Origin of the sequence: Mesonia algae (genome assembly GCF_003253545.1) — a bacterium.
Taxonomy (GTDB): Bacteria; Bacteroidota; Bacteroidia; order Flavobacteriales; family Flavobacteriaceae; genus Mesonia; species Mesonia algae.
The window spans coordinates 13,686-35,147 of sequence record NZ_QKYV01000009.1 but is presented as its reverse complement, the minus strand read 5'-3'; the positions used below and the strand labels follow the sequence as shown (position 1 = coordinate 35,147).

At 32.1% G+C, this 21,462-nt stretch carries 22 protein-coding genes; 10 read left to right on the top strand and 12 right to left on the bottom strand.

Going from position 1 to position 21,462, the window contains the following annotated elements; genetic code table 11:
• The first annotated feature begins 59 nt into the window (after positions 1-59).
• Positions 60-1,226 (top strand): DUF748 domain-containing protein, encoded by a 1,167-nt coding sequence (locus LX95_RS13375; protein WP_111541968.1) that lies wholly within the window; start codon positions 60-62, stop codon positions 1,224-1,226.
• Between the two features lie 12 nt (positions 1,227-1,238).
• Here LX95_RS13375 and LX95_RS13370 read toward each other — a convergent pair whose 3' ends face one another.
• The gene (locus LX95_RS13370) at positions 1,239-2,027 is read right to left on the bottom strand and encodes a hypothetical protein (RefSeq protein ID WP_111541967.1); all 789 of its coding nucleotides are present in this window, start codon (positions 2,025-2,027) and stop codon (positions 1,239-1,241) included.
• Positions 2,028-2,199: 172 nt separating this feature from the next.
• Here LX95_RS13370 and LX95_RS13365 point away from each other — a divergent pair, with 172 nt between their 5' ends.
• Positions 2,200-2,781: a PhnA domain-containing protein gene (locus tag LX95_RS13365; RefSeq protein WP_111541966.1), complete on the top strand. Its 582-nt coding sequence runs from the start codon at positions 2,200-2,202 to the stop codon at positions 2,779-2,781.
• Positions 2,782-2,865: 84 nt separating this feature from the next.
• Here LX95_RS13365 and LX95_RS13360 read toward each other — a convergent pair whose 3' ends face one another.
• The 3 genes from LX95_RS13360 to LX95_RS13350 are packed head-to-tail and all read right to left on the bottom strand — an operon-like array spanning position 2,866 to position 5,819.
• Positions 2,866-3,549, bottom strand: a complete 684-nt coding sequence (locus LX95_RS13360; RefSeq protein ID WP_245924782.1) for a DUF2490 domain-containing protein — start codon at positions 3,547-3,549, stop codon at positions 2,866-2,868.
• A 26-nt stretch (positions 3,550-3,575) separates the two neighbouring features.
• The gene (locus tag LX95_RS13355; RefSeq protein WP_111541964.1) at positions 3,576-4,913 is read right to left on the bottom strand and encodes an MBL fold metallo-hydrolase; all 1,338 of its coding nucleotides are present in this window, start codon (positions 4,911-4,913) and stop codon (positions 3,576-3,578) included.
• A 12-nt stretch (positions 4,914-4,925) separates the two neighbouring features.
• A complete protein-coding gene (locus tag LX95_RS13350; RefSeq protein WP_111541963.1) occupies positions 4,926-5,819 on the bottom strand; it encodes a sterol desaturase family protein in 894 nt (297 codons plus the stop codon).
• Positions 5,820-5,960: 141 nt separating this feature from the next.
• On the opposite strand from LX95_RS13350, the gene LX95_RS13345 reads away from it, so the two are divergent.
• From LX95_RS13345 to LX95_RS13325, 5 genes are read left to right on the top strand one after another with little or no spacing between them, the layout of a single operon-like run.
• Positions 5,961-6,308: a hypothetical protein gene (locus LX95_RS13345; protein WP_146240794.1), complete on the top strand. Its 348-nt coding sequence runs from the start codon at positions 5,961-5,963 to the stop codon at positions 6,306-6,308.
• 42 nt (positions 6,309-6,350) lie between these two features.
• On the top strand, positions 6,351-6,749 hold the full coding sequence (locus LX95_RS13340; RefSeq protein WP_111541961.1) for a DoxX family protein: 399 nt from the start codon (positions 6,351-6,353) through the stop codon (positions 6,747-6,749).
• Positions 6,750-6,751: 2 nt separating this feature from the next.
• Positions 6,752-7,171, top strand: a complete 420-nt coding sequence (locus LX95_RS13335) for a sulfur reduction protein DsrE (protein ID WP_111541960.1) — start codon at positions 6,752-6,754, stop codon at positions 7,169-7,171.
• 9 nt (positions 7,172-7,180) lie between these two features.
• Positions 7,181-8,824: a bifunctional metallophosphatase/5'-nucleotidase gene (locus tag LX95_RS13330; protein ID WP_111541959.1), complete on the top strand. Its 1,644-nt coding sequence runs from the start codon at positions 7,181-7,183 to the stop codon at positions 8,822-8,824.
• 1 nt (position 8,825) lies between these two features.
• The gene (locus tag LX95_RS13325; protein ID WP_111541958.1) at positions 8,826-9,410 is read left to right on the top strand and encodes a TlpA family protein disulfide reductase; all 585 of its coding nucleotides are present in this window, start codon (positions 8,826-8,828) and stop codon (positions 9,408-9,410) included.
• A gap of 54 nt (positions 9,411-9,464) precedes the next feature.
• Here LX95_RS13325 and LX95_RS13320 read toward each other — a convergent pair whose 3' ends face one another.
• A complete protein-coding gene (locus LX95_RS13320; protein WP_111541957.1) occupies positions 9,465-10,535 on the bottom strand; it encodes a DinB family protein in 1,071 nt (356 codons plus the stop codon).
• A gap of 71 nt (positions 10,536-10,606) precedes the next feature.
• Here LX95_RS13320 and LX95_RS13315 point away from each other — a divergent pair, with 71 nt between their 5' ends.
• On the top strand, positions 10,607-11,146 hold the full coding sequence (locus LX95_RS13315; RefSeq protein WP_111541956.1) for a DUF1697 domain-containing protein: 540 nt from the start codon (positions 10,607-10,609) through the stop codon (positions 11,144-11,146).
• Here the strand turns inward: LX95_RS13315 and LX95_RS13310 are convergent, their stop codons facing one another.
• The 4 genes from LX95_RS13310 to LX95_RS13295 are packed head-to-tail and all read right to left on the bottom strand — an operon-like array spanning position 11,147 to position 14,210.
• Positions 11,147-11,947, bottom strand: coding sequence for a sulfite exporter TauE/SafE family protein (locus LX95_RS13310; protein WP_111541955.1), 801 nt, complete (start codon positions 11,945-11,947; stop codon positions 11,147-11,149). It lies immediately after the preceding gene.
• Between the two features lie 58 nt (positions 11,948-12,005).
• Positions 12,006-12,638, bottom strand: coding sequence for a Crp/Fnr family transcriptional regulator (locus LX95_RS13305; protein WP_111541954.1), 633 nt, complete (start codon positions 12,636-12,638; stop codon positions 12,006-12,008).
• A 5-nt stretch (positions 12,639-12,643) separates the two neighbouring features.
• The gene (locus LX95_RS13300; RefSeq protein ID WP_111541953.1) at positions 12,644-13,084 is read right to left on the bottom strand and encodes a c-type cytochrome; all 441 of its coding nucleotides are present in this window, start codon (positions 13,082-13,084) and stop codon (positions 12,644-12,646) included.
• Positions 13,077-14,210 (bottom strand): PQQ-dependent sugar dehydrogenase, encoded by a 1,134-nt coding sequence (locus tag LX95_RS13295; RefSeq protein WP_111541952.1) that lies wholly within the window; start codon positions 14,208-14,210, stop codon positions 13,077-13,079. The genes LX95_RS13300 and LX95_RS13295 overlap by 8 nt, the downstream gene beginning before the upstream one ends.
• Positions 14,211-14,325: 115 nt before the next feature.
• Between LX95_RS13295 and LX95_RS13290 the strand changes: the two genes are divergently transcribed.
• Positions 14,326-16,488, top strand: coding sequence for a T9SS type A sorting domain-containing protein (locus LX95_RS13290; RefSeq protein ID WP_111541951.1), 2,163 nt, complete (start codon positions 14,326-14,328; stop codon positions 16,486-16,488).
• A 231-nt stretch (positions 16,489-16,719) separates the two neighbouring features.
• On the opposite strand, the gene LX95_RS13285 is transcribed toward LX95_RS13290, so the two are convergent.
• Positions 16,720-17,499, bottom strand: a complete 780-nt coding sequence (locus tag LX95_RS13285) for a zinc ribbon domain-containing protein (RefSeq protein WP_111541950.1) — start codon at positions 17,497-17,499, stop codon at positions 16,720-16,722.
• Between the two features lie 2 nt (positions 17,500-17,501).
• A complete protein-coding gene (locus LX95_RS13280) occupies positions 17,502-18,596 on the bottom strand; it encodes a Nif3-like dinuclear metal center hexameric protein (RefSeq protein WP_111541949.1) in 1,095 nt (364 codons plus the stop codon).
• Between the two features lie 44 nt (positions 18,597-18,640).
• Between LX95_RS13280 and lpxK the strand changes: the two genes are divergently transcribed.
• A complete protein-coding gene (gene lpxK / locus LX95_RS13275; RefSeq protein ID WP_111541948.1) occupies positions 18,641-19,645 on the top strand; it encodes a tetraacyldisaccharide 4'-kinase in 1,005 nt (334 codons plus the stop codon).
• Here the strand turns inward: lpxK and LX95_RS13270 are convergent.
• A complete protein-coding gene (locus LX95_RS13270; RefSeq protein WP_111541947.1) occupies positions 19,620-21,431 on the bottom strand; it encodes a response regulator in 1,812 nt (603 codons plus the stop codon). The genes lpxK and LX95_RS13270 overlap by 26 nt on opposite strands.
• Positions 21,432-21,462: the final 31 nt, after the last annotated feature.

Below are 21,462 nucleotides of genomic sequence, written 5' to 3'. Positions count from 1 at the left end.
GTGAGTTCGTTAACTCTAATTTTTCTCAAAAACATAGAATTTAGCTTAAAAGCAGAGCTATGAGTAAAGTACAAAAGAGAAAAAAATATAAAAAGAAAAGGTATATTTTACCAATTACTATTATTGTACTGCTCATTGCTTTTAGAATTTATCTACCCACATTGGTGAAAAATTATATGAATGATGTGTTAGCAGATATTCCTGGATATTACGGTCAAGTTGAAGATGTCGATATTTCTTTGTGGCGTGGTGCTTATCAATTAAACGGACTTTACCTCAACAAAAAAACTGCTCAAAGTGAAGTTCCTTTTCTCAACTTCCCAGAAACCAATATTTCTATAGAATGGAGAGCTCTTCTCAAAGGAAAAATTGTCAGCGAAATTGAGATGCACAGTCCAGAAGTTATTTATGTATTTGAAGATCAAGAAAAAACACCTACAGAAGGAGAACCCGATGTAGAAGATTGGACCAAAGCCTTAACCGATATTGTTCCGCTAGATATTAACAACTTTCAAGTTTATAACGGGAAACTGGCCTTTGTACAATTGCAAGCCAATCCCAATATAGATTTATTTATTAATGATCTAAGATTAAGTGCAAAAAACCTAAGAAACGTAAAGCAAGAGAACAAAGTTCTCCCCTCTCCCATCATTGCAACCGGTACCAGTATTGGGAATGGTAAACTAAATCTTGACGGAAAAATTAATCTTATCAAAGAAATACCTGATATGGATATTTCGCTTTCGCTGAAAGAAGCTGATGCCACAGCACTCAATGATCTTACTAATTTTTATGCAGGTCTCGATTTTGAAAGTGGTAGCGTAGGCGTTTTTACTGAAATTGCTATAGCAGATGGTTATCTTAAAGGTTATATAAAACCTCTTCTTACCAATACTAAACTTATAGGAAAAGAAGACGGTTTTTTAGAAACGCTTTGGGAAGGTTTTGTAGGGGTGTTCAAATTCATCTTAAAAAATCAGGGAACAGATACTGTTGCTACAAAAGTACCTATTGAAGGAGATCTTAGTCAAGTGGGGTCAAAAGTATTTCCGACGGTTTTAAACATCTTTAAAAATGCTTGGATACAAGCCTTCACTGGGAATGTAGATGATAATATAGAATATAAAGATGCTTTTCAAGAGGATAAAAAAGAAAGCCGAAAAGAATCTAGGAAACAACGAAGAGAAGAACGCAAAAAAAAGAGACAAGATAAAAAGGAAGAATAAAACTTTTTAAATCTAATCTTGACGATAATAACTCTTGGTATATAGGTTTATTTGAAATTCTGGTAAAGCATCATTCTCCAATTTCGTCTCATAATAACGTTTAAAAAGAACAGGAGAAATTGTTTTTAACGTATCATTTTTCACCTTTACATCGTCAATAACTATTTGATAATTATTAGAAAAGCTCCATTTGTCTAGTAATTGCTTAGTAATATCTTTTTGAAAAACAGTTTCGGTTACAAAGGGTAAAAAGTCGGGTAACTTTTCAGCATTAATTCGCTGCTCAAAACTCATATTATTATAAATAAACTCTACCAAATTAAGGTCTTTAGCTTTTAAATTTCTTTCATTTTCTGGCATTGACTTCCAAGAACGAACCAAGCTATCATATACTGCTATTTTAGTTTCAGAAATCACACTAGTTTCTTGAGCAATCTCCCTTTTCTTTTGAAGATTGATAATATTTATTTTAGTTTTTTTAATCTGCTTTTTAACCTTATCAATTAATTCTTGCGAAGCCCCTTCCATCACAATAATGGTGGCAGTGTATGCGTCAGGTGAGTCGGTCGCTATAGTTTGTTGTAATTCTATAATTTTTTCTGCTAAGAAATTTAAAGCAACTTCTTTATCATTTAAATACACTAAACCTTCATCTGTAATTCTAATTACAATTTTCTCACTCTTAAGGTTTTCTTCGACCTTAGTTTTTGTTGTTTTTGCTTCCGCGGAAGCGAAATTGCAAGTACCTAAAAAAATGCTTATGAATAATATTACCGAAAAGAAGCGTGGAGAGATAGTCATAAAATTAAATCTTTATACCCGTTTATAATGGCTATTTTTTTACGAAGATAAAGGTAATTATTTAATAAAATGTAGGGTTTAATTTTTTAAAATAAGCTTATACACGAATAAAAAATAATCCTAAATGCAAGAAATCTCTAAATTCTATTACCTTTACTTTTTTAAATAAATTATGAGCTTAGACCAAGATTTAATGCAACGCGCAGACTCTAAATGTGAACTCTGCGGAAGTAAAGACAACTTAGAAATATACGAAGTTCCTCCCTTAAGTACTGCTAGCGTAGATACTGCAATTCTTACGTGTGAAACTTGTTTTGAACAGCTACAAGATCCTGAAAAAGTAGAGCCTAACCATTGGCGATGCCTTAACGATAGTATGTGGAATACTACTCCTGCTGTACAAGTAGTGGCTTGGCGTATGTTAACCTCTCTCAAGAATGAAGGTTGGCCCCAAGATTTGCTAGATATGATGTATATGGAAGATAGCACGCTAGAATGGGCAAAATCGACCGGGATTGGACAAGACGATACTCCAAAAGGACTTGTTCACCGAGATAGCAACGGTGTAATTATTGAAGCGGGTGATAATGTGGTGCTTATTAAAGATTTACCTGTAAAAGGCTCTAGTTTGGTAGCTAAAAGAGGTACGGCAGTGCGAAGAGTATCTTTAGTGCATGATAATGAAGAGCATATTGAAGGAAAAGTAGAAGGACAGCAAATTGTTATTCTTACTAAGTTTGTAAAGAAAATGTAATTATTTTGATTTTTCCGTTAAACGGAAATTATAACTATATAAAACCTCGATTAGAAAAGTTATCTCTAATCGAGGTTTCTTATTTTAAAATTGGTGGTGAAAGCTTAATTGTAGCTGTCCTTTATTTTGTGTATTCACATTTTGATTCATCCAAGCCAATTGAAATTTCATCTTATCATTAAGTGCATAACCCAAACCTAAGTAGGTTCTATTTCTATCAAAAATTTCAACTTTTCTACCGTCACCAATATCTCGTTGTCCATTAATAAACAACTCATTATACAATGCTAAATACAGCGTGTTATTAGTCATCGTAGGTTTTGATAAAGGAACATTTAAAAATAAATTATACCTATAACGAGTTCTAAAGTCCTGATTCTCTACCCAACGTTGTTCATACCTAAAACGGTGGGTAAGTAAAAAACGTTCACTTATTTTTTGAGGTATCAAAGCTTCTTGATATATACGACTCTCCATACTGGTATCATCGCTATCTCCAATAACTCCAGAGGTTATATGTGCGTAACCTAGAGTAAGCATAAGAGGTGTTTCGGGAACCTTATAAGTTACTCCAGATCTTAATAGTAACTGTTCTAAATCTCCACCTAAATTCCAATTTCTATATTGTACATCTCCTTGTATTCCCCAATTGCTTTCTTTAAATTGGGTTTTATAGAAATACATATACCAAGCTCCTGTTTTTTTTTCTTGTGCTACTGCCTGCATAAAAAACAAGCAAAAAAATGCTCCTAATAATCTCTTTAACATCATTCTATTTTTATTATGACAATTATCTATAGAAACTCTTTAATGTCATTACTCAAATCTAACACTTCTACTTGAGGTAATTTTAATTCTAGAATGCTACTCCCTGCAGCACTTCTATATCCTGCAGCACAGTGTACAACTACAGGTTTATCTGTAGGTACTTCTTGAGCTCTTTCTCTCAACTCGTGTAATGGGATGTTAATTGAACTTTCAAAAGGTTTATTGTCCTCAACCTCAGGTTGGTTTCTTATATCTACAATAGTATAATTAGTTTCGTTTTCTTTTAATTTTTTACCAGATATTGTTGAAGAAGTTTTTAATAACCTATGTTCTAAAGTAAGAATTCCTCGAAGCTGTCTTTCGTATCCTATTTTAGCAATTCTTTCCAAATATTTATCGAAGTTTGTTACAGAATCTACTACTAAATAAAAAGGTTCTTCTGGCCTTACAATAGCTCCTAACCAAGTTTCTAGTTTTTGTGCATCTCGTATAGCTTCAATGTTAATACTATTTGGTAAATGTCCTGCTTTAAACTCATCAATAGCACGAGTATCAACTACAATAATTTGATTATCTACCTGAGAACGATTGACTAATCTCGGGGCTTCTCCAATACTTCTTTCAAAATTGACTGCTCCCGCTTTATTAGTATCTACATCAAACCCAAAGTAATGCGGTATCATAGGTTGATCTTTCAAAATTTCATTGACAAAATCTTCTTCTGTTTGTTTTTGAAAAGCCCAATTACTCATGCGTTCTTGTCCTAATGTTGAAGAAGAAGCATCGCTCATGTTTTTTCCGCAAAGAGAACCTGCTCCGTGGGCTGGATAAATTACCGTTTCATTTGGTAAATGATTAAATTTATTGTTTATCGTGTGGTACATAGATTTCGCCAGCTCTTCTCGTTTAGCCCGCATATTTCCTGCTTTCTCTCTTAAATCTGGTCTTCCTACATTTCCTATGAAAATAGTATCTCCCGTAAAAAGCATTTTTTCTTTATCATCATCTGCTAAAATACAAATGCTATCTGGTGAATGTCCTGGAGAGTTGATTGCAGATAATTGTACGTTCCCTAAAGAAATATTATCTCCGTCATCAAAAGTATTATGAGGATATTCTGCTCCTAGCAGTTTACTAGCATAAATAGTTGCTCCTGTTTCTCTATGGATCTGTAAGTGACTACTTATAAAGTCTGCATGAGGATGCGTTTCTATAACTGCTACAATTTTAGCGTCTTCCTCTTCCGCGTAAGCGTAATATTGTTGAGGATTTCTAGACGGATCTATGATTGCCATATGACCTTCTGAAACTATTGCGTATGAGTAATGTGCTAATGCTTTATCGTTAAATTGCTTTACTTTCATTGTATAAGATTTTTATTTCTGTGTTGTTTTTTGTGTTTTTTTAAATGGGTACGCTAATTGTTCTTGAAAACTTTTAGGAAAATTTTCATCTCCGTGAAAGCCAAGTTCTATATTTTTTCCATTTTTAGGAATATACGCTGTACCAAATAGATAATCCCATATACTTAAACTCAATCCGTAGTTCATACCGTAAGGATGCTCTTTAGGTAATTCTTTTGAGTGATGCCAAATGTGCATTTTTGGGTTGTTTAAAATATATCCCAACCAACCATAGCTCCAGCCTAAATTAGCATGATTTAAATGACCTATAAATACCGAAAACATATGAACTACAAAAAATTGTTCTATTCCAAAACCGATCATAGCTAGCGGAATATATTGTACTGTTTTATAAACAATAGTTTCCATAAAATGGAAGCGAAACTGTGCGGCAAACCCCATTTCTTTAACGCTGTGATGCACTTTATGAAATTTCCACAACCAAGGTTTTTTATGTAGTTGGCGGTGAACATTCCATTGTATAAAATCGGCTATAAAGAACATAATAAGCAATTGTGCCCAAACTGCAAAATCTTGTACCTCTATGGCTACAATATTTTTAATTCCGAAAAGACCTAAAAAGTCATTGAATAATTCTACTCCTACATTAGAAAGTGCATTATAACCTACTAAAGAAAAAAGGAAAAAATTAAATATGATATAGAAACTGTCTAACCAAAATCCCTTTCTAAATATAGCTTGGTTTTTTCGCCAAGGAATAAAAATTTCTAGTAGCCACACCAGCAAGGATAAACCTATTAACCAATAAAAATAATTGGTCCACGACGGATTGGTAATTTCACTAACCAAATAGTTAAAATACCCCGAAAAGGATTCTTCAATTATTTGTAAATATTTCTCTAGCATTATCATATCGATTACAGAACAAAAATACACAATATCTTTACTTATATAAGTAACTCGAGTTACATTGAAGAAATTTTCTTATTATGTGACCTTTGTTACTAAGAAGTCTAATTCTAATATGTTATTTTGTAGTTGATGAAGTTGAAAACTTACATAGCGTTTATTTTATGCATCTTATTTTGCAGCAAATTACTATTAGTAGAAGCTAAAGCTTTTAGTTTATGGGACAATGTAGATGGAATAACACTCACTAACCCATATTGTAAAAAAAAGAATGCCAAATCATCTTCTAAAGAATTAGATGTATCTGCTAGTAAAGACCATAGTTTACTAGTTTTTAGCTTTACTTGCCAACAAAACTTTCAGTTGACATCTCCATATCAAGAGATATGGTTTCAAGAAAAGCAAGTTAAAGAATATGCTTACCAGCATCCTCAAATTTTAGTTCTTTTTAAAGAATTACAACTACCACCTCCCAAACTCGTATAATTTCATTAGATCTATTAGAAATTATTCATTTACATAAAAATTATGGCTAATCAAGTATTGGTGAGTTTGCGCTCTATTCAAGTACTTAGAATTATGCTTAGCGGAATTTTTTTAGTAGCGGGTTTTAATCATCTTATTCATCTAAATAAAACCGTAAATCGTCTTAACACTGCTCGTTTAAAAGATGTAGCTTACTTTTTTGGAGATCCAAAATGGTTGATTATTATTTCTGGAGTAGTTATGCTTTTTGCTGGGTTTAGTTTAATGATGGGTTATAAAACTAAAATTGCTGCTAGTATTCTTTTGCTAATATTAATTCCTATTACAATCACAATCCAAATAGGACAAATGTCCACATTAGGTCCGTTGTTTAAAAATCTAGTTATTATGGGCGGACTACTATTTTTCATTACCAACAATATTCAATATAAACACAAATAATCATGAGAACATTTATTATAAGCAGTTTAATATTACTATTAAGTATCACTAATCTTACTGCTCAAGAAAAAAGTAATATCAGTATAAAACAAGATTATATTGTACTTACGCGAAAAATACCTCAGTTAAAACCCATTCTAATCACTGCTAAAGAGCTACAACAAGAAGCTCTGCAAACATTTGGTGAATATGAAGTAGTAATTTGCGGGAAAACCGTAAAAGATTTAGAAGATCATACTAAAATTCAACCCTTTTTAGATCAAGCTAAACAATTGGGTGTAGAAATTTTTGCTTGTGGATTTAGTTTAGAAAAGTTTAAAGTAAATCAAAATAAACTACCTGAAGATTTACAAGTTGTAAAAAATGGAATTCTTTACAATTTCAAAAAGCAAAAAGAAGGTTATTTAAGTATTGAACTTTAAAAAAAAATTATGAGACCATTAAGTATAATATTCATATCAATAATTTCAGTATTATCTTTTTCTTGTAAAGAAATAGCTTTAAAAAAAGATAATCATACTGCAAATAAAAAAGATACCGTAAAGATTAGTGTTTTACAAACTGCCGATATTCACGGTCAATTAGATACTCACCCCGAACTTTTTTGGGAGAACGAGAAAATTGTATTTAAAAATCGTGGAGGTTTAGCACATATTAAAACGCTATTTGAGGAAGAGCGAGCGAAAAATCCAGGAAATACGATTATCGTAGATGGAGGTGATTTAATACAAGGTAGTGGTTATACTGCGCTTTCTAAAGGGGCGGTTTTACCAGAAATTATTAAACACATGAATTATGATGTACTCATCCCTGGAAATTGGGAAGTCGTATACGGTAAAAACCAGATGTTATCTATTTTAAATAATTACGAAACTCCCGTAATTGCACAAAATATGTACCATGAAGAAAGTCATAAAAATCTTTTTCCTTCTCATTGGATTAAAGAAATTGACGGAGTAAAACTAGGTTTTATTGGCGTGAATGATCCCGATGTTCCTATAAGGCAAAATCCAGAATTTAGTAAAGGAATAGAATTTTCAGGGTTAGATGAGACTTTAAAAGAGCAAATTCAGCAATTAAAATCTAAAGAAAAAGTAGACGTTTTATTTTTGGTCACCCATTTTGGGATATTTAAACAAGTAGAATTAGCCAACAATCCTGTATCTAAAAAGGTTGATTATATTTTAGGAAACGATACACACGAAAGATTGAGAACTCCTATTGAAGGGAAATTTGCTAAAGTAACAGAACCTGGTGCTTTTGGTTCTTTTGTTGGAAAGCTAACTTTGTACGTAGTTGACGGAGAAATTGTTCTTGATGAATATGAACTCATCGACGTAGACCCCGATAAATATAAAGCAGATCCTCAAATAAATGAATTAATTACAAAAGCTAAAGCTCCATATAAAGAAGAAATGGAGGAAATCATAGGCTATACCAACGTTCCTTTATTTAGGTATTTAACCGTTGAAAATCCTTTAGATAATATGATTACTAATGCAGCTAAATGGAAAACCGGCGTTGACATCGCAATTTCTAATGGCTTTAGGTTTGGAAATCCAGTTGTTCCTATAGATGGAAAACCAGCTCCTATTACCAAAGCTAATCTTTGGAACTGGTTACCTGTTAATGAGAAAATAAAAACAGGAAAAGCGAGTGGAAAGCAAATTAAAAATTGGTTAGAGCAAGAGATTCATAATGCTTTCGCGGAAAAAGCCACCGAACGGTTTGGAGGCTGGCTCGTAAGATTTGCAGGGATGCAAGTAGATTTTAAAATTAATGCAGAAAAAGGAAAAAAAATCAATTGGATTAAAGTCGGAGGTCAGCCAATTCAAGATGATAAAATGTATAGTATCTCGGCTTGTGTACGTCCTGGAGATCCTATTCATAATCTATGCCGAATGTCTAATGTAGAAGATGTAGAGGTTAAAGATTATACTATTCACAATGCAGTAGAAGATTATTTAGCTAAATTTTCTCCCGTTTCACCAAAACTAGAAAAAAGAGCTTATTGTGATGATTTAGGTGTACATTCGTTCTCTACAGTACCTAACACAAAATATAAATTTAAGTAAGATGAAAAAAATTAAATTTATTATCAATATCCTTTTTTGGGTGGCTCTTATTGCTGTTATCTTTTCTACCGATTTAAGAGCAGAAGTTTTTGGGTTTATTCAACGTGGAGTTATTGAAATTGGTTTAGTAAATCCTACAATCGAAGAAAATCACAAGACTTTAAAAAAGAATGAACCTTATCAATTAACTTTAAAGAACCAAAGAGGAGAAATGGTTCAACTTTCAGAGTTTGAAGATAAAATAGTTTTTATTAATTTTTGGGCTACTTGGTGTCCGCCGTGTATTGCAGAAATGCCTAGCATTAATCAATTACATGAAAAGTTTAAAAATGATAAGGAAATAGTTTTTCTAATGATAAGCCAGGATAAAGATTTTGGGAAGGCTAAGGATTTTTTAGAAAAGAAATCTTTTGGTTTTGATATTTTTCAAAGTCAAACTTCACTCCCGAAAGATTTGAGAAGTAATAGTATTCCTGCTACGTTTGTATTAGATAAATCTGGAAATATAGTTTACGAACATATGGGAATGGCTAATTATAATTCAGATAAATTTATTTCTTTTTTAAACGAATTGAAAAAACAGTAAAAAAGAAAAGCTGCTTGAGTTGTTCAAGCAGCTTTTTTTAAAATCTAGATTTGGTTATTGAGGAAAATCTACGTGAGTTCTTATTTCTTCTATTTGAGCTATATGACGCTGAGTATGTCCGTTTGTAAATAGTAAAAATTGGTAGGCATCTACAAAACCTGCAGGGGATAGCACTACTTGCTTCCGTAGTTTTTCACTGCTATAATTTTCTATAAGACCTTCAAAAACTTCTCTATCTGCATTAAAATCTTCCAAGATACCCTGTACTGTTTTATAAGAATTTTCTCCCTGAATTGCCTTGGGAGCTTTCGCTTTTTGCTCTCTGTTAGTAATGTATTCTACTACTTCCATATCAGTTAACTGGATGGAGTCTCTAGAGGTTTGTTTTGCTTCCGTTAAGGCATTGGTAAGCATCTTGGTTAATGCTATTTCTGTCTTAATTATATGATCGGCACATTGACCTATTGACCAAGTAGAATCGGTGCTTTTAAATTTTAATTGTTTTTCGTTTAAGCCTTTTATAGCCTGGGAAAGGTTTTCTCCACTTTTTTCATATTTAGTAATAAGATGGTTCAATTCATTATCATACATAATAGTTTCTTGAGCTTCTAAAATTTCTTTTAGGTTCTCTAATCCTTCTTCAAAATCATCTCCCATATCTATAAATAAATTAATGGTATTAAAAGGATAGTTCATAACTCCTTGATTTTGCCAAGTCACTTTGGTTTTATTTTTTCCAATAGATTCTGTACTTATTTTGGCAGTCATTGGGTCACCATAATCGTCTATTGCAATTTCGGTAGTCATACTTTTACCTTCCTCTATGGCAATTATTTTTTGATTTCCTTTTCCTACTTGCCAGTCATCACTTTCCCAAAAAACAGTAAATCCTACAGCTGCATCTTCTCCTTTATAGGTTTGTTTAATTTCGGGATCCATTAAATTCCAAGTGCCATAATTATTTTGATTTTTTAAATATTTTACATAATTAAACACTTGCTCTTGAGGTTTATTAATAATAATATCTTCGCGGTTACTAAATTCTTTTGGCATTATTAAACCTGCAATCAAGAAAAAACCAATAATTAAAATAATTAGAACTCCAATAAACTTTAAAACTTTCATGATTTATTTATATAGCTTGTGAATGACCAAATATCGTGATAAAATTTTAACTTTAAATACCAAAAAAAATTATGAAAACGTATGTAGCTTTTCTTAGAGGAATAAATGTAGGCGGTCACCATAAAGTGCCTATGAAAGATCTAAAATATTTATTAGAAAAAAATAACTATAAAAATGTAACCACTTTATTAAATTCTGGCAATATTATTTTTGATGGAGATGAAGCTTCCGCGGAAGAAATTCAGCAGCAATTAAGCCGTATGTTAGAAGAGAAATTTGGTTTTTCGATTCCTACATTGGTTAAAACCAAAAATGAGATAATAACAATTTTAGAGCATAACCCTTTCCTATCTGTTAGTTCAAACAAAGATTTAAAGTTATATGTTAGCTTGGTATTTGACCCTCTGCCTAAACAATTAAATTTAAAAGATTTAGAAACTGAATCTTTTAAAATAATAAAGATTAATTCTCGTGAAATCTATTCGGTTTTAAATACCAATAAGGGTAAAACTACAAAAGCTATGGAAAATATGGATAGATACTTTAATAAATCACTTACCACTCGCAATTGGAATACTATAGTAAGAATAGGTAAAAAGTTGAGAGATTAATTACCACAATTCTTTCCAGAAAATATAAATTCCCATGACAAGTACCAACCCTCCAAATCCTTTCTTAAGTTTGGCACCGTCAATAAATTTATTTAAATAAATCCCCAAAAATATTCCCACAATAGCAAATGCTGAAAAAGACAATAAAAAAGACCAATTTATCGGCATGTATAGAGCATCTCCTGCAAATCCTACCAAAGAATTAATGGCTATTACAAATAAAGATGTTGCTACCGCTTGTTTTATGGGAAGTTTTGCTAAAAAAATAAGAATGGGTACAATTATAAATCCGCCGCCAGCGCCAACTAAGCCAGTAATTATTCCTACCAAAGCACCTAAACTTACAAGAGGAAAATAGTTTATTGTTTTAGATTTTGTAATCTCTTTTTGATGAACTCTACGTTTTTTATCTAAAATCATAGAGAAAGATGCTGCCAGCATTAAGATTGAAAAAAACACCATAATAGCAATATCTTTAGTTAGCAAAAAACTGGCGTTACTGTAAATAACCTCAGGTATAGCAGGAATAATAAACTTGCGGGTAGAAAAAACCATTATAGCCGCTGGAATAGCAAAAAATAGAGAGGTTTTAAAGTTTACTAGTCCTTTTTGAAGATTTTTGATAGCTCCAAATAGAGATGAAATTCCCACAACAAATAAAGAATAGCCTGTCGCTAAAACAGGCTCTATTCCTAATAAGTAAACAAAGACTGGCACAGTAAGAATAGAACCACCTCCACCCGTAAGTCCTAAAACAATACCGATAATTAACGCACCTATGTAACCTAAAATTTCTATCAATGTTTTTTAATTTTAAAACAAAACTATCAAATTATAAAATTGATTTAAGTAATGTGGGTTACACAGTTAGAATTTTTATTTGATTTCTATGAATTTCTATTTGGTTTTGATTTTCTAATTTCTTTAATAATCGGGAAATAACTACTCTTGAAGAATTTAAATCTTTAGCTATTTCTTGATGGGTTATTTTTAAATCGCTGGCTTGCGCAAACTTTTGTTTATCTTTTAGATAATCTATAAGCCTATCATCTAGGTTAGAAAACGCTATTTTATCGATAGAGTTTAAAGCTTCCATAAGACGAGTGTGATAACTCTCAAAAACATAATTTCGCCAGCTTTTGTACTTAGAAGCCCATTCTTCCATTTTTTGAACGGGAATCATTAAGAGTTGAGCATCGGTTTCTGCTGTAGCTTTAATTTCACTTTTATTAATTCCTAAACAGCACGTAAGAGTCATAGCACAAGTTTCTCCTTCTTCAATAAAATAGAGTAATAGTTCATCTCCATTTTCGTCTTCACGCAAAATCTTAATGACTCCATTTAAAATTAAAGGCATTGATCGTATATAATCTCCCTTTTGAATAAGCTCCTCTCCTGCTACCACATTTTTTATAATAGCATCTTTTTCTATTTCCTCTAAAAGCTCAGGTTGAAATAATCCTGAAAATTTTTGCATGATAATTTCTTTCATGAGCTTTATTTTTTCACTGCTTTCACCTCTTCTAAAGTAACTTTTTGCTCTTGTTTATTCTCCCAGGCATTCATGACATAATTCATCACCTCTACCACTTCTTCATCACTTAACCCTAAAGGAGTCATTATATTCTCATAAGTTTTACCATTTACAGTAATCTCACCACTTAACCCATACTTTACAGCGTGTATACTTTCTTTTCTTTTTTCGGTTAACCAATTAGAACCTCTCAAAGGCGGATAAATTTTTGGAATTCCTTTTCCGGTGGGTAAATGACATTGAGCACAAAACTGATTGTAAATTTCTTTTCCTTTTTGATGCTGAGCAGTTTTTTTAATTTTTGTATCTGAAGAAACCACATAAGTTTCTTCTTTCTTCTCTGTGTTTTCTTTACAGCTTAATAATAAAATTCCGAAAAGAATTATGCAGCAATATTTAATCATTTTTTATGGGGTTTAATTTTACGATTCCTAGATTTTCAACGCCAATGTAAATATAACCATCTTCTGCTTGATTTACACTTCTAACTCGCCCTATATTTTCTAATAATTTGGTTCTTTTTACTATTTTTTTTCCGTCTAATTTTAAGTACTCTAAATACTGAAACTTTAAAGACCCTACTAAAAGTCCGCCTTTTAATGTGGGATATTTGTTTGAGGTTACAAAAGCCATTCCGCTGGGAGCAATACTTGGCACCCAATAATGAATAGGTTGCTCCATTCCTTTCTGGGCGGTTTTATCGGTAATAGGTATACCGCTGTAATTTTTTCCGTAAGTAATTATTGGCCAACCATAATTGGCTCCTTTTTTTACCACATTTATTTCATCACCTCCCATCGGTCCGTGTTCGTGCAACCAAATTTCTTTGGTTTCAGGGTGTACTTCCATTCCTTGTGGATTTCTATGTCCGTAACTATATATGGCTTTTTTCGCTTCCGCGGAAGCATAAAATGGATTATCGGTCGGGATGCTGCCATCATCTTTTAGTCGGTAAACCTTACCTCCATCTCTAGTTATATCTTGTGGATTTTCGTCTCTATTTCCTCGCTCTCCAATTGAAAAGTATACGTTGTTTTCTTCATCAAAAACGATTCGACTTCCAAAATGCTGCCCTTTAGTAGTATTAGGGGTAGCTTTATAAAGTAGTTCCTTTTGCACTAAACTATTATTTTCTAGTTTAGCTCTCATTAATGCAGTATTGCCTCCATCACCTTCCCCTTCCGCGGAAGCATAGGTAAAATAAATCCATCCGTTATTATTGTAATTGGGATGCAAAGCAATATCTAAAAGACCTCCTTGTCCTCTATTATAGACCGCTGGCATATTTTTAACAAGAATTTTTTTATCATTTTTTACTAAAACCAAATCTCCTTTTTTCTCATTAATTAAAATAGAACCATCGGGTAAGAATACAAAGCTCCAAGGGTTTTCTATATCACTTACAACAATTTCATAATCATATTTGTTAGTAGGGTTTTGTATTTTTTTATTGTTTTCTGCCTTTTGTATTTGTCCGCATGCAACAAGTGTAAAGGATAAAATTATCGATAAAATGAATGTCTTTTTCATAACTTACTTTTGCTTTAAATATAAATAGATTGTTAATAAACGACCAGTTAAATTATTAGAAGTGCAAATTAACCGTTAAGATTCATTATAATTGCAGAAAAATAATATATAAATTATGAAGAAAATTTTATTCTTATTAAGTATTTTCTCTTGTTTTTCATTTTTTGGACAAGACATAAAACCTATTCCGCAAAAAATAGAAACCTATAAGCAAAATGATGGTGAGTTTATATCTTTTCAGCTTTTCACAGAAATAGAAAATAGTGAAGAATTGGAGAAACTCTCTACGCTTGCCACTGATGCCACAGTTTTAAAACTCGATAATAATCAGTTACAAAAGTTAATTTCAGAAAAACCAAAAGCAATTGAGGTTTCTTTCTTCTATCAACAGCAAGAAGTTAAAGTTCAACTTTTAAAAACTAACGTATTTACAGAAGATTTTAAAGCATTTGATGAAAAGAAAAATTTAATTAATTATGATTTAGGAGCTTATTACCAAGGTGCAATTGCCAACAACCCTAACTCTTTAGTTGGTTTTAGTTTTTTTAATAATGAGGTTATGGGAGTTACTTCTTCATTAGATCTTGGAAATATTGTGTTAGGAAAAATAAAAGGTTCTAACCACTTCATTACCTACGCAGATAATAATTTAACGAAAGAAAATCCTTTTGAATGTGGGATAGATGAAATACAGGAAAATCAAAATTCTGAAAAAGCTTATGAGGATAGTTTAGAGGCAAGGTCAACTAATACTACTAATTGTGTAAGAGTTTATTATGAAATTGCTTATGCACCTTATACAAATAATAATAGTGATACTACACAAACCTTAAACTGGTTAACGGCTATTCATAACAACATCGCCACTTTGTACTCTAACGATAATATACAAACTGCTTTGAGCGAAGTAATGATTTGGACAAATCAAGATCCTTATCAATTTGGCTATTCTGGTAACCTTTCTTATTTCTCTACAACAAGAACAGGTTTTAATGGAGATTTAGCGCATTTAGTAAATTACCCAACAACCACATCTGTTGCTTATTTAAATTCTTTATGTACACAAAATAGATTTGCATATTCTGGTATTGATCAATATTATGAAGATGTACCTACCTATTCTTGGACTATCATGGCTATGACACACGAAATGGGCCATGCTTTAGGATCTCCACATACTCACGCTTGTTCTTGGAATGGCAATAATACTGCTATTGATGGCTGCGGACCAAACTCTGGAAACGGGGAAGGATGTGATGCTGCTTTACCTACAAACGGTGGTACTATTATGAGTTATTGTCATTTAGTACCTGGAGTTGGAGTTAATTTCCTTAACGGATTTGGTTCTCAACCTGCTACAAGAATACAAAATACTGTAGATTCTAAATCATGTCTAGGATCTAATTGTTCTACTTCTTCTTGTATCGCAAGTGTATATGATGCCACTTTTAGTAATATGACACAAAATTCAGTAACTGTTAATATTGTAGATAGCTATTCCACCCAATGGGAATATAGAGTTTACCCAATTAATTCTACAAGTAATAACTGGATAAATACTACCACGCAATCTGTCAATTTAACACAGTTACAATCTAATTCATATTACGTTTTTGAAATTAAAAATGTCTGTAATAATGGAGGTTCATTTAATACTAGCACTAGGAGGATCTTTTTAACCGATGGTGATTATTGCAATGGAGATGCATTTACAGATACAGGAGGTATAAATGGTTCTTATAGTAATGATGAATATTTAGTAAAAACTTTTTATCCTCCCGCAGGAAAAACATATACGATGACATTCTCTCAATTTGATTTAGAATTAGATTACGATTTTATGACCATCTATGATGGAGACAGTACAGATGATCCTATTTTTACTAATGCTAATTTAATCTCTGGAAACAATATTGGAGGTCCTTTTGTCTCTACTCACCCTTCTGGTGCAATTACGGTAAAATTTGTATCCGATGCAGGAGTAACTCAGGGTGGTTGGAACGCTTCTTTTTCTTGTAATAATTTATCTACCACTAATTATGCATCAAATTTATTCAATATATATCCTAATCCTACTTCTGCTAAAGTTCAGATTTCTGCTGAAGAGAATATCAATGAAGTAAATGTTTATGATACTACAGGTAGATTAGTGAAATCTTTAAAAAGTATAGAGTCTAAAGAAGCTCAACTTGATTTAAGTAAGCTTTCTAGCGGAGTGTACTTTATTAAGGTTTCTTCTTTAACTTCTAATGGTACTAAACAGATTATTAAAAACTAAAGATTTTACTACTTATTTTATCTAATATAATTGATACAGGCTAATAAGTGTTAAATAAAAAAGCAAAACAATGATCTCATTGTTTTGCTTTTTTATTTAATCCAAATTCCATCCTCATACAGGAATATGAAAGATATAAGTATATTCTTATTTCATGATTAGAATATTCATCATAAAAAAAGCCTCCCTGTAGATACAGAAAGGCTTTGTAATATGATATAAGCTATATTTCTACATCTTAGCAAACATGTTTTGCATTTTAAGCTTTTCTTCCTCAGCTAACTCTTGATCAACCAAAATTCTACCACTATGCTCATCGGTAATTACTTTCTTACGACCTGCAATTTCCATTTGAATTTGTGGTGGAATCGTAAAGAATGATCCTCCAGAAGCACCTCTTTCGATAGCCACTACTGCCAATCCATTCTTAACATTTTCTCTAATTCTAGTATAAGCCTTTACTAAACGCTCTTCCATGTTATTTTTGTAGTCTTCAGACTTTTTGATAAGCGCTTTTTCTTCTTTCTCGGTCTCGTTCAAGATCTCATTCAATTCTCCCTGCTTATGCTCTAAGTGAGATTGTCTTTGCTCCATTTTATCTTTGGTAGCTGCAATCACTTCTTTCTTTTGCTCTATCTGTGCATAAAATTCTTTAATATGCTTTTCAGCCAATTCAATTTCTAATTCTTGAAATTCAATCTCTTTAGAAATGGCATTAAACTCACGGTTATTACGAACATTTTTTTGTTGCTCGTTGTATTTTTTGATTAAACCGTTAGCTTCTTCTATTAAGATTTTTTTACCCTTAATATCAACATCTACTCGCTCTAAATCTGAACTTAATTTTTCTAATCTTTTATTTAATCCAGCGACTTCATCTTCCAGATCTTCTACTTCTAGAGGTAACTCTCCTCGTACATTTCTAATTTCATCAATACGAGAATCTATTAATTGCAAATCGTATAATGCTCTAAGCTTTTCCTCTACGGTAACCTCTTTTTTCTTTGCCATAATCAACTATATTGAATTGGGTTGGTATTTTTTTGTGATAAAACGATTGCAAAATTAGGGAATTTTTTTGTAAGATAAGAATGTAATAAGTTTTTTGTGTACTGTTCACTTTCATAATGTCCTACATCTGCCAAAAGAATCTTAGCTTCGGCTTTAAAAAAATCATGATATTTTAAGTCGGCAGTAATGTAAACATCTGCTCCTGATGCAATTGCAGCTTGTATACCAAATGCTCCGCTACCTCCCAAAACAGCTACTTTTTTAATTTTATTTCCCAACCTATTAGAATGTCGCACTACTCCCGTGTTAAAGACAGTCTTAATATGCGCTAAAAAATCGCTTTCATCCATAGGATTTTTTAATTCTCCCACCATTCCTATCCCAATATGCTGATTGGTATTTTCTAAACTAGATACTTCATACGCTACTTCTTCATAAGGATGACTTGCTTTTAATGCAGATAAAACTTGTTTCTCTACATGGGTGGCCAAAGTAACATGTATTTGATTTTCTTCTTCTATTTGTAATTTGCCGTTTTCCCCCACTACAGGATTGGCTTCATTATTTGGCAGAAAACTTCCTTTTCCTTCTTGTGTAAAACTACAGTGATCGTAATTACCAATATTTCCTGCTCCTGCCGCAAATAAAGCATCCAATACTTTTTGGGTATTTTTTTTAGGCACGTAAGTAGTAAGTTTCTTGATCGTTTTGCTTTGCGGAATTAAGACCTGACGTTGGTGTAAATTTAACTGTTCGCAAATCATATCATTTACTCCCTTAAAGCAATTATCTAAAGCTGTATGAATAGCATAAATCGCAATATTATGTTGTATAGCTTTAATTACTACGCGCTCTACATAAGATTTACCCGTTAGAGATTTTAACCCATCAAAAATAATAGGATGAAAGGCAACGATAAGATTACACTTATTTTCAATCGCCTCGTCAACCGTTACCTCTAAAGTATCTAAACTTACTAAAACGCCAGTGACTTCTTGTTGATCATCGCCAACCAAAAGGCCTACATTATCAAAATCCTCCGCGTAAGCGAGAGGAGCTAAGTCTTCTAGGCTTTTTGTAATATCTTTTACTATCATAAAAATTCTTTAAAAGGTAAATATAAAAATTATACCTTCGTCTTATGCAAATACTAAGAAAATTACTCTTTCCTTTCTCTATTCTTTACGGAATAATAGTTTGGTTTCGGAACAAGTTTTTCGACTGGGAAATTTTAACCTCGGCATCCTATGATTTCCCCGTCATTACAGTGGGAAATTTAAGTATGGGTGGGACAGGAAAATCGCCTATGATAGAGTATCTCATTGGCTTACTGCATCATAATTACCCTATTGCAACCTTAAGTAGAGGTTACAAACGAAAGACAAAAGGCTTTTTATTATTGGATTTAGCCAGTGATGCAAAAGATGTAGGTGATGAACCGCTACAGTTTAAAAACAAATTTCCTGAAGTTTTGGTAGCGGTAGATGAAGACCGACAAAACGGAATTAAAAACTTAAGAGCTTTGGAGCAACCACCCGAAATTATTTTGCTAGATGATGCTTTTCAACATCGAAAAGTAACAGCAGGGTTCTCTATATTATTAACCGCTTATGGTGATCTTTACTCTAAAGATATGATTTTACCTGCAGGTAATTTAAGAGAAACTGCATGTGGTGCCCATAGAGCTCAAGTAATTATTGTAACCAAATGTCATTTAGATATTTCTAAGGAAGAAAAGAGAAAAATTAAAGCTTCTTTAGCTATCAAATCACATCAAAAATTATTTTTTACAGGTATTCATTACGAAAATTATTTTACCAATGGAGTGCAGCAAATACCATTGCAACTCATGGAAAATTTTAGTCTCGTTACCGGAATTGCAAAACCACAACCTTTAGTAAAACATTTAAGGGATAACCGACTTGATTTTAAACATTTCGCATATCCAGATCATCATCTCTTTACGGAAAAAGAACTCCAAGAACTAAGAAGTCTTTCGCTAATCGTTACTACCGAAAAAGATTTTATGAGATTGAAGGAGCATTTACCTCATGAAAAATTGTTTTATCTCCCCATAAAAACTGTATTTCTCGAAGATCAAGAGGTTTTTGATAAGGAAGTTATGAGTTTTGTTGCGCAAGCTTAAGCACCTTGTATATCTTTTGGTAGAAAAGTTCAGTTTTGTAAGGTTTAGGAATAATATCAGTAAACCCGTGATGAAAAAACTGATCGTCTTTATCATCTAAACTTACTGCTGTTAAAGCTATGATTGGTGTAACACTGTCATTTTTTCTAATGATTTCTGTTGCCTCTATACCATCCATCACAGGCATGTGGATATCCATTAAAATAAGATCATAACTAAATTTATTGACAAGGTCTAACGCTACTTTTCCATTTTCGGCAACCTCGCAAATAATATTTTTTCGCAATAAAATTTTCTCGGTGATTTTTTGATTTAGTTTGTTATCGTCTACAATTAATATTTTTTTGTTATGAAGAACCTTAACAATATCGTCTTCCAAAACACTTAGATTCGTTTCTGTCTGCTGTTTATTTTCTATGCTCCTTAATACCTTCTTAAATGAAATATCAAAGTAAAATTTAGAACCGCTATCTTTTTCACTTTCAAAATAAATTTTACTTCCTAAAAAGAGGAGTAAGTTTTTTACAATAGGAAGACCGAGTCCTGTTCCTCCATAAGTTACGCTGGTCTCGTCATCACCTTGGTTAAAATTTTTAAAGATAGATTTATGATATTTTTGCTCTATACCTACCCCATTATCTACAATTTCAAAACGCACATAGGCCTCATCTTTATCTTCCTTAAGTAAGCTTAGATTAATCCACACATCGCCGTCTTCTGAAAACTTGATGGCATTGGAAACCAAGTTCATTAAAACCTGAGATATTTTAAGCATATCTCCGTTTAATTTATCGGGGATCTGCTCATCAATATTCATATGTATTGCTACATTTTTATCTCGAGCTAATTTTTTAAAGGACTTATAAAAATCATCCATCCTTAGCCTTAAATTAAAATCTGTATCTATCTTTTTTACTTTCTTTGCCGAAAGCTTATTCAAGTCTAAGATGTTATTAATAAGAGATAATAAATGTTCTCCTGAATATTTGAGAGAATTTAAATGTTCTTCTTGGTCTTTATTAGGATTTTCTTGCAATAACAAATAGGTTAATCCTGTAATTGCATAAATTGGGGTCCTTAACTCATGCGTAATAGTAGAGAGAAAATTTTCTTTAATTTTATTGGCTTGCTCTGCTTTTTCTTTAGCTTCAAAAAGTTGCTTATTCTTTTTTTGAAGCAACTTATTTGCTCCCGCTCTTAAGTTATTATTTTTATATAAGGAAAGAGTTAACAAAGATAAGATAGTAATGAGAAGCACGCTTAAAACAATCGCTAACTGATTAAACTTAAGTGACTTTTCTTGCTCTAAATTGGTTTTCTCTAACTCTAAGATCTTACCTTCTACCACTGGGAAAGTTTCATCATTTAATATGGTCTTACCCGTAACATCTTTTAAAAAAGCGTTTTTAACGCTATTTACTTTTTTTAGGCACTCTAAAGCTTTTTCTAAGTTATTTTCTCGCTCATAGATGATACTCAATAAATTTAAACTCTTGACTTGCATCGAGTAATCTTTTCTTCTTTGAGCTAACTCATACGTGAGTTTTGCATATTCAAAAGAGAGCTCTAATTCTTTTTTTTGAAAATAACCTGTCGCAGATTCATAATAATTTTCTGTAAGTATAGCTAAGCTATCTGTCTGTACATTTTGTATTGAAGCTTTTTCGCCATCAACAGTTTTTTCTTGCGAAGAATAAGACGGGGTATACTCATAGTTAATATTACCTGAAATTACAGGTAATGCAAGTAGCGAAAAAAGTAAAAAAAGAAGTATTCTAGTATTCACATGCTAATTTAAGAGAATAAATATAGTCAAT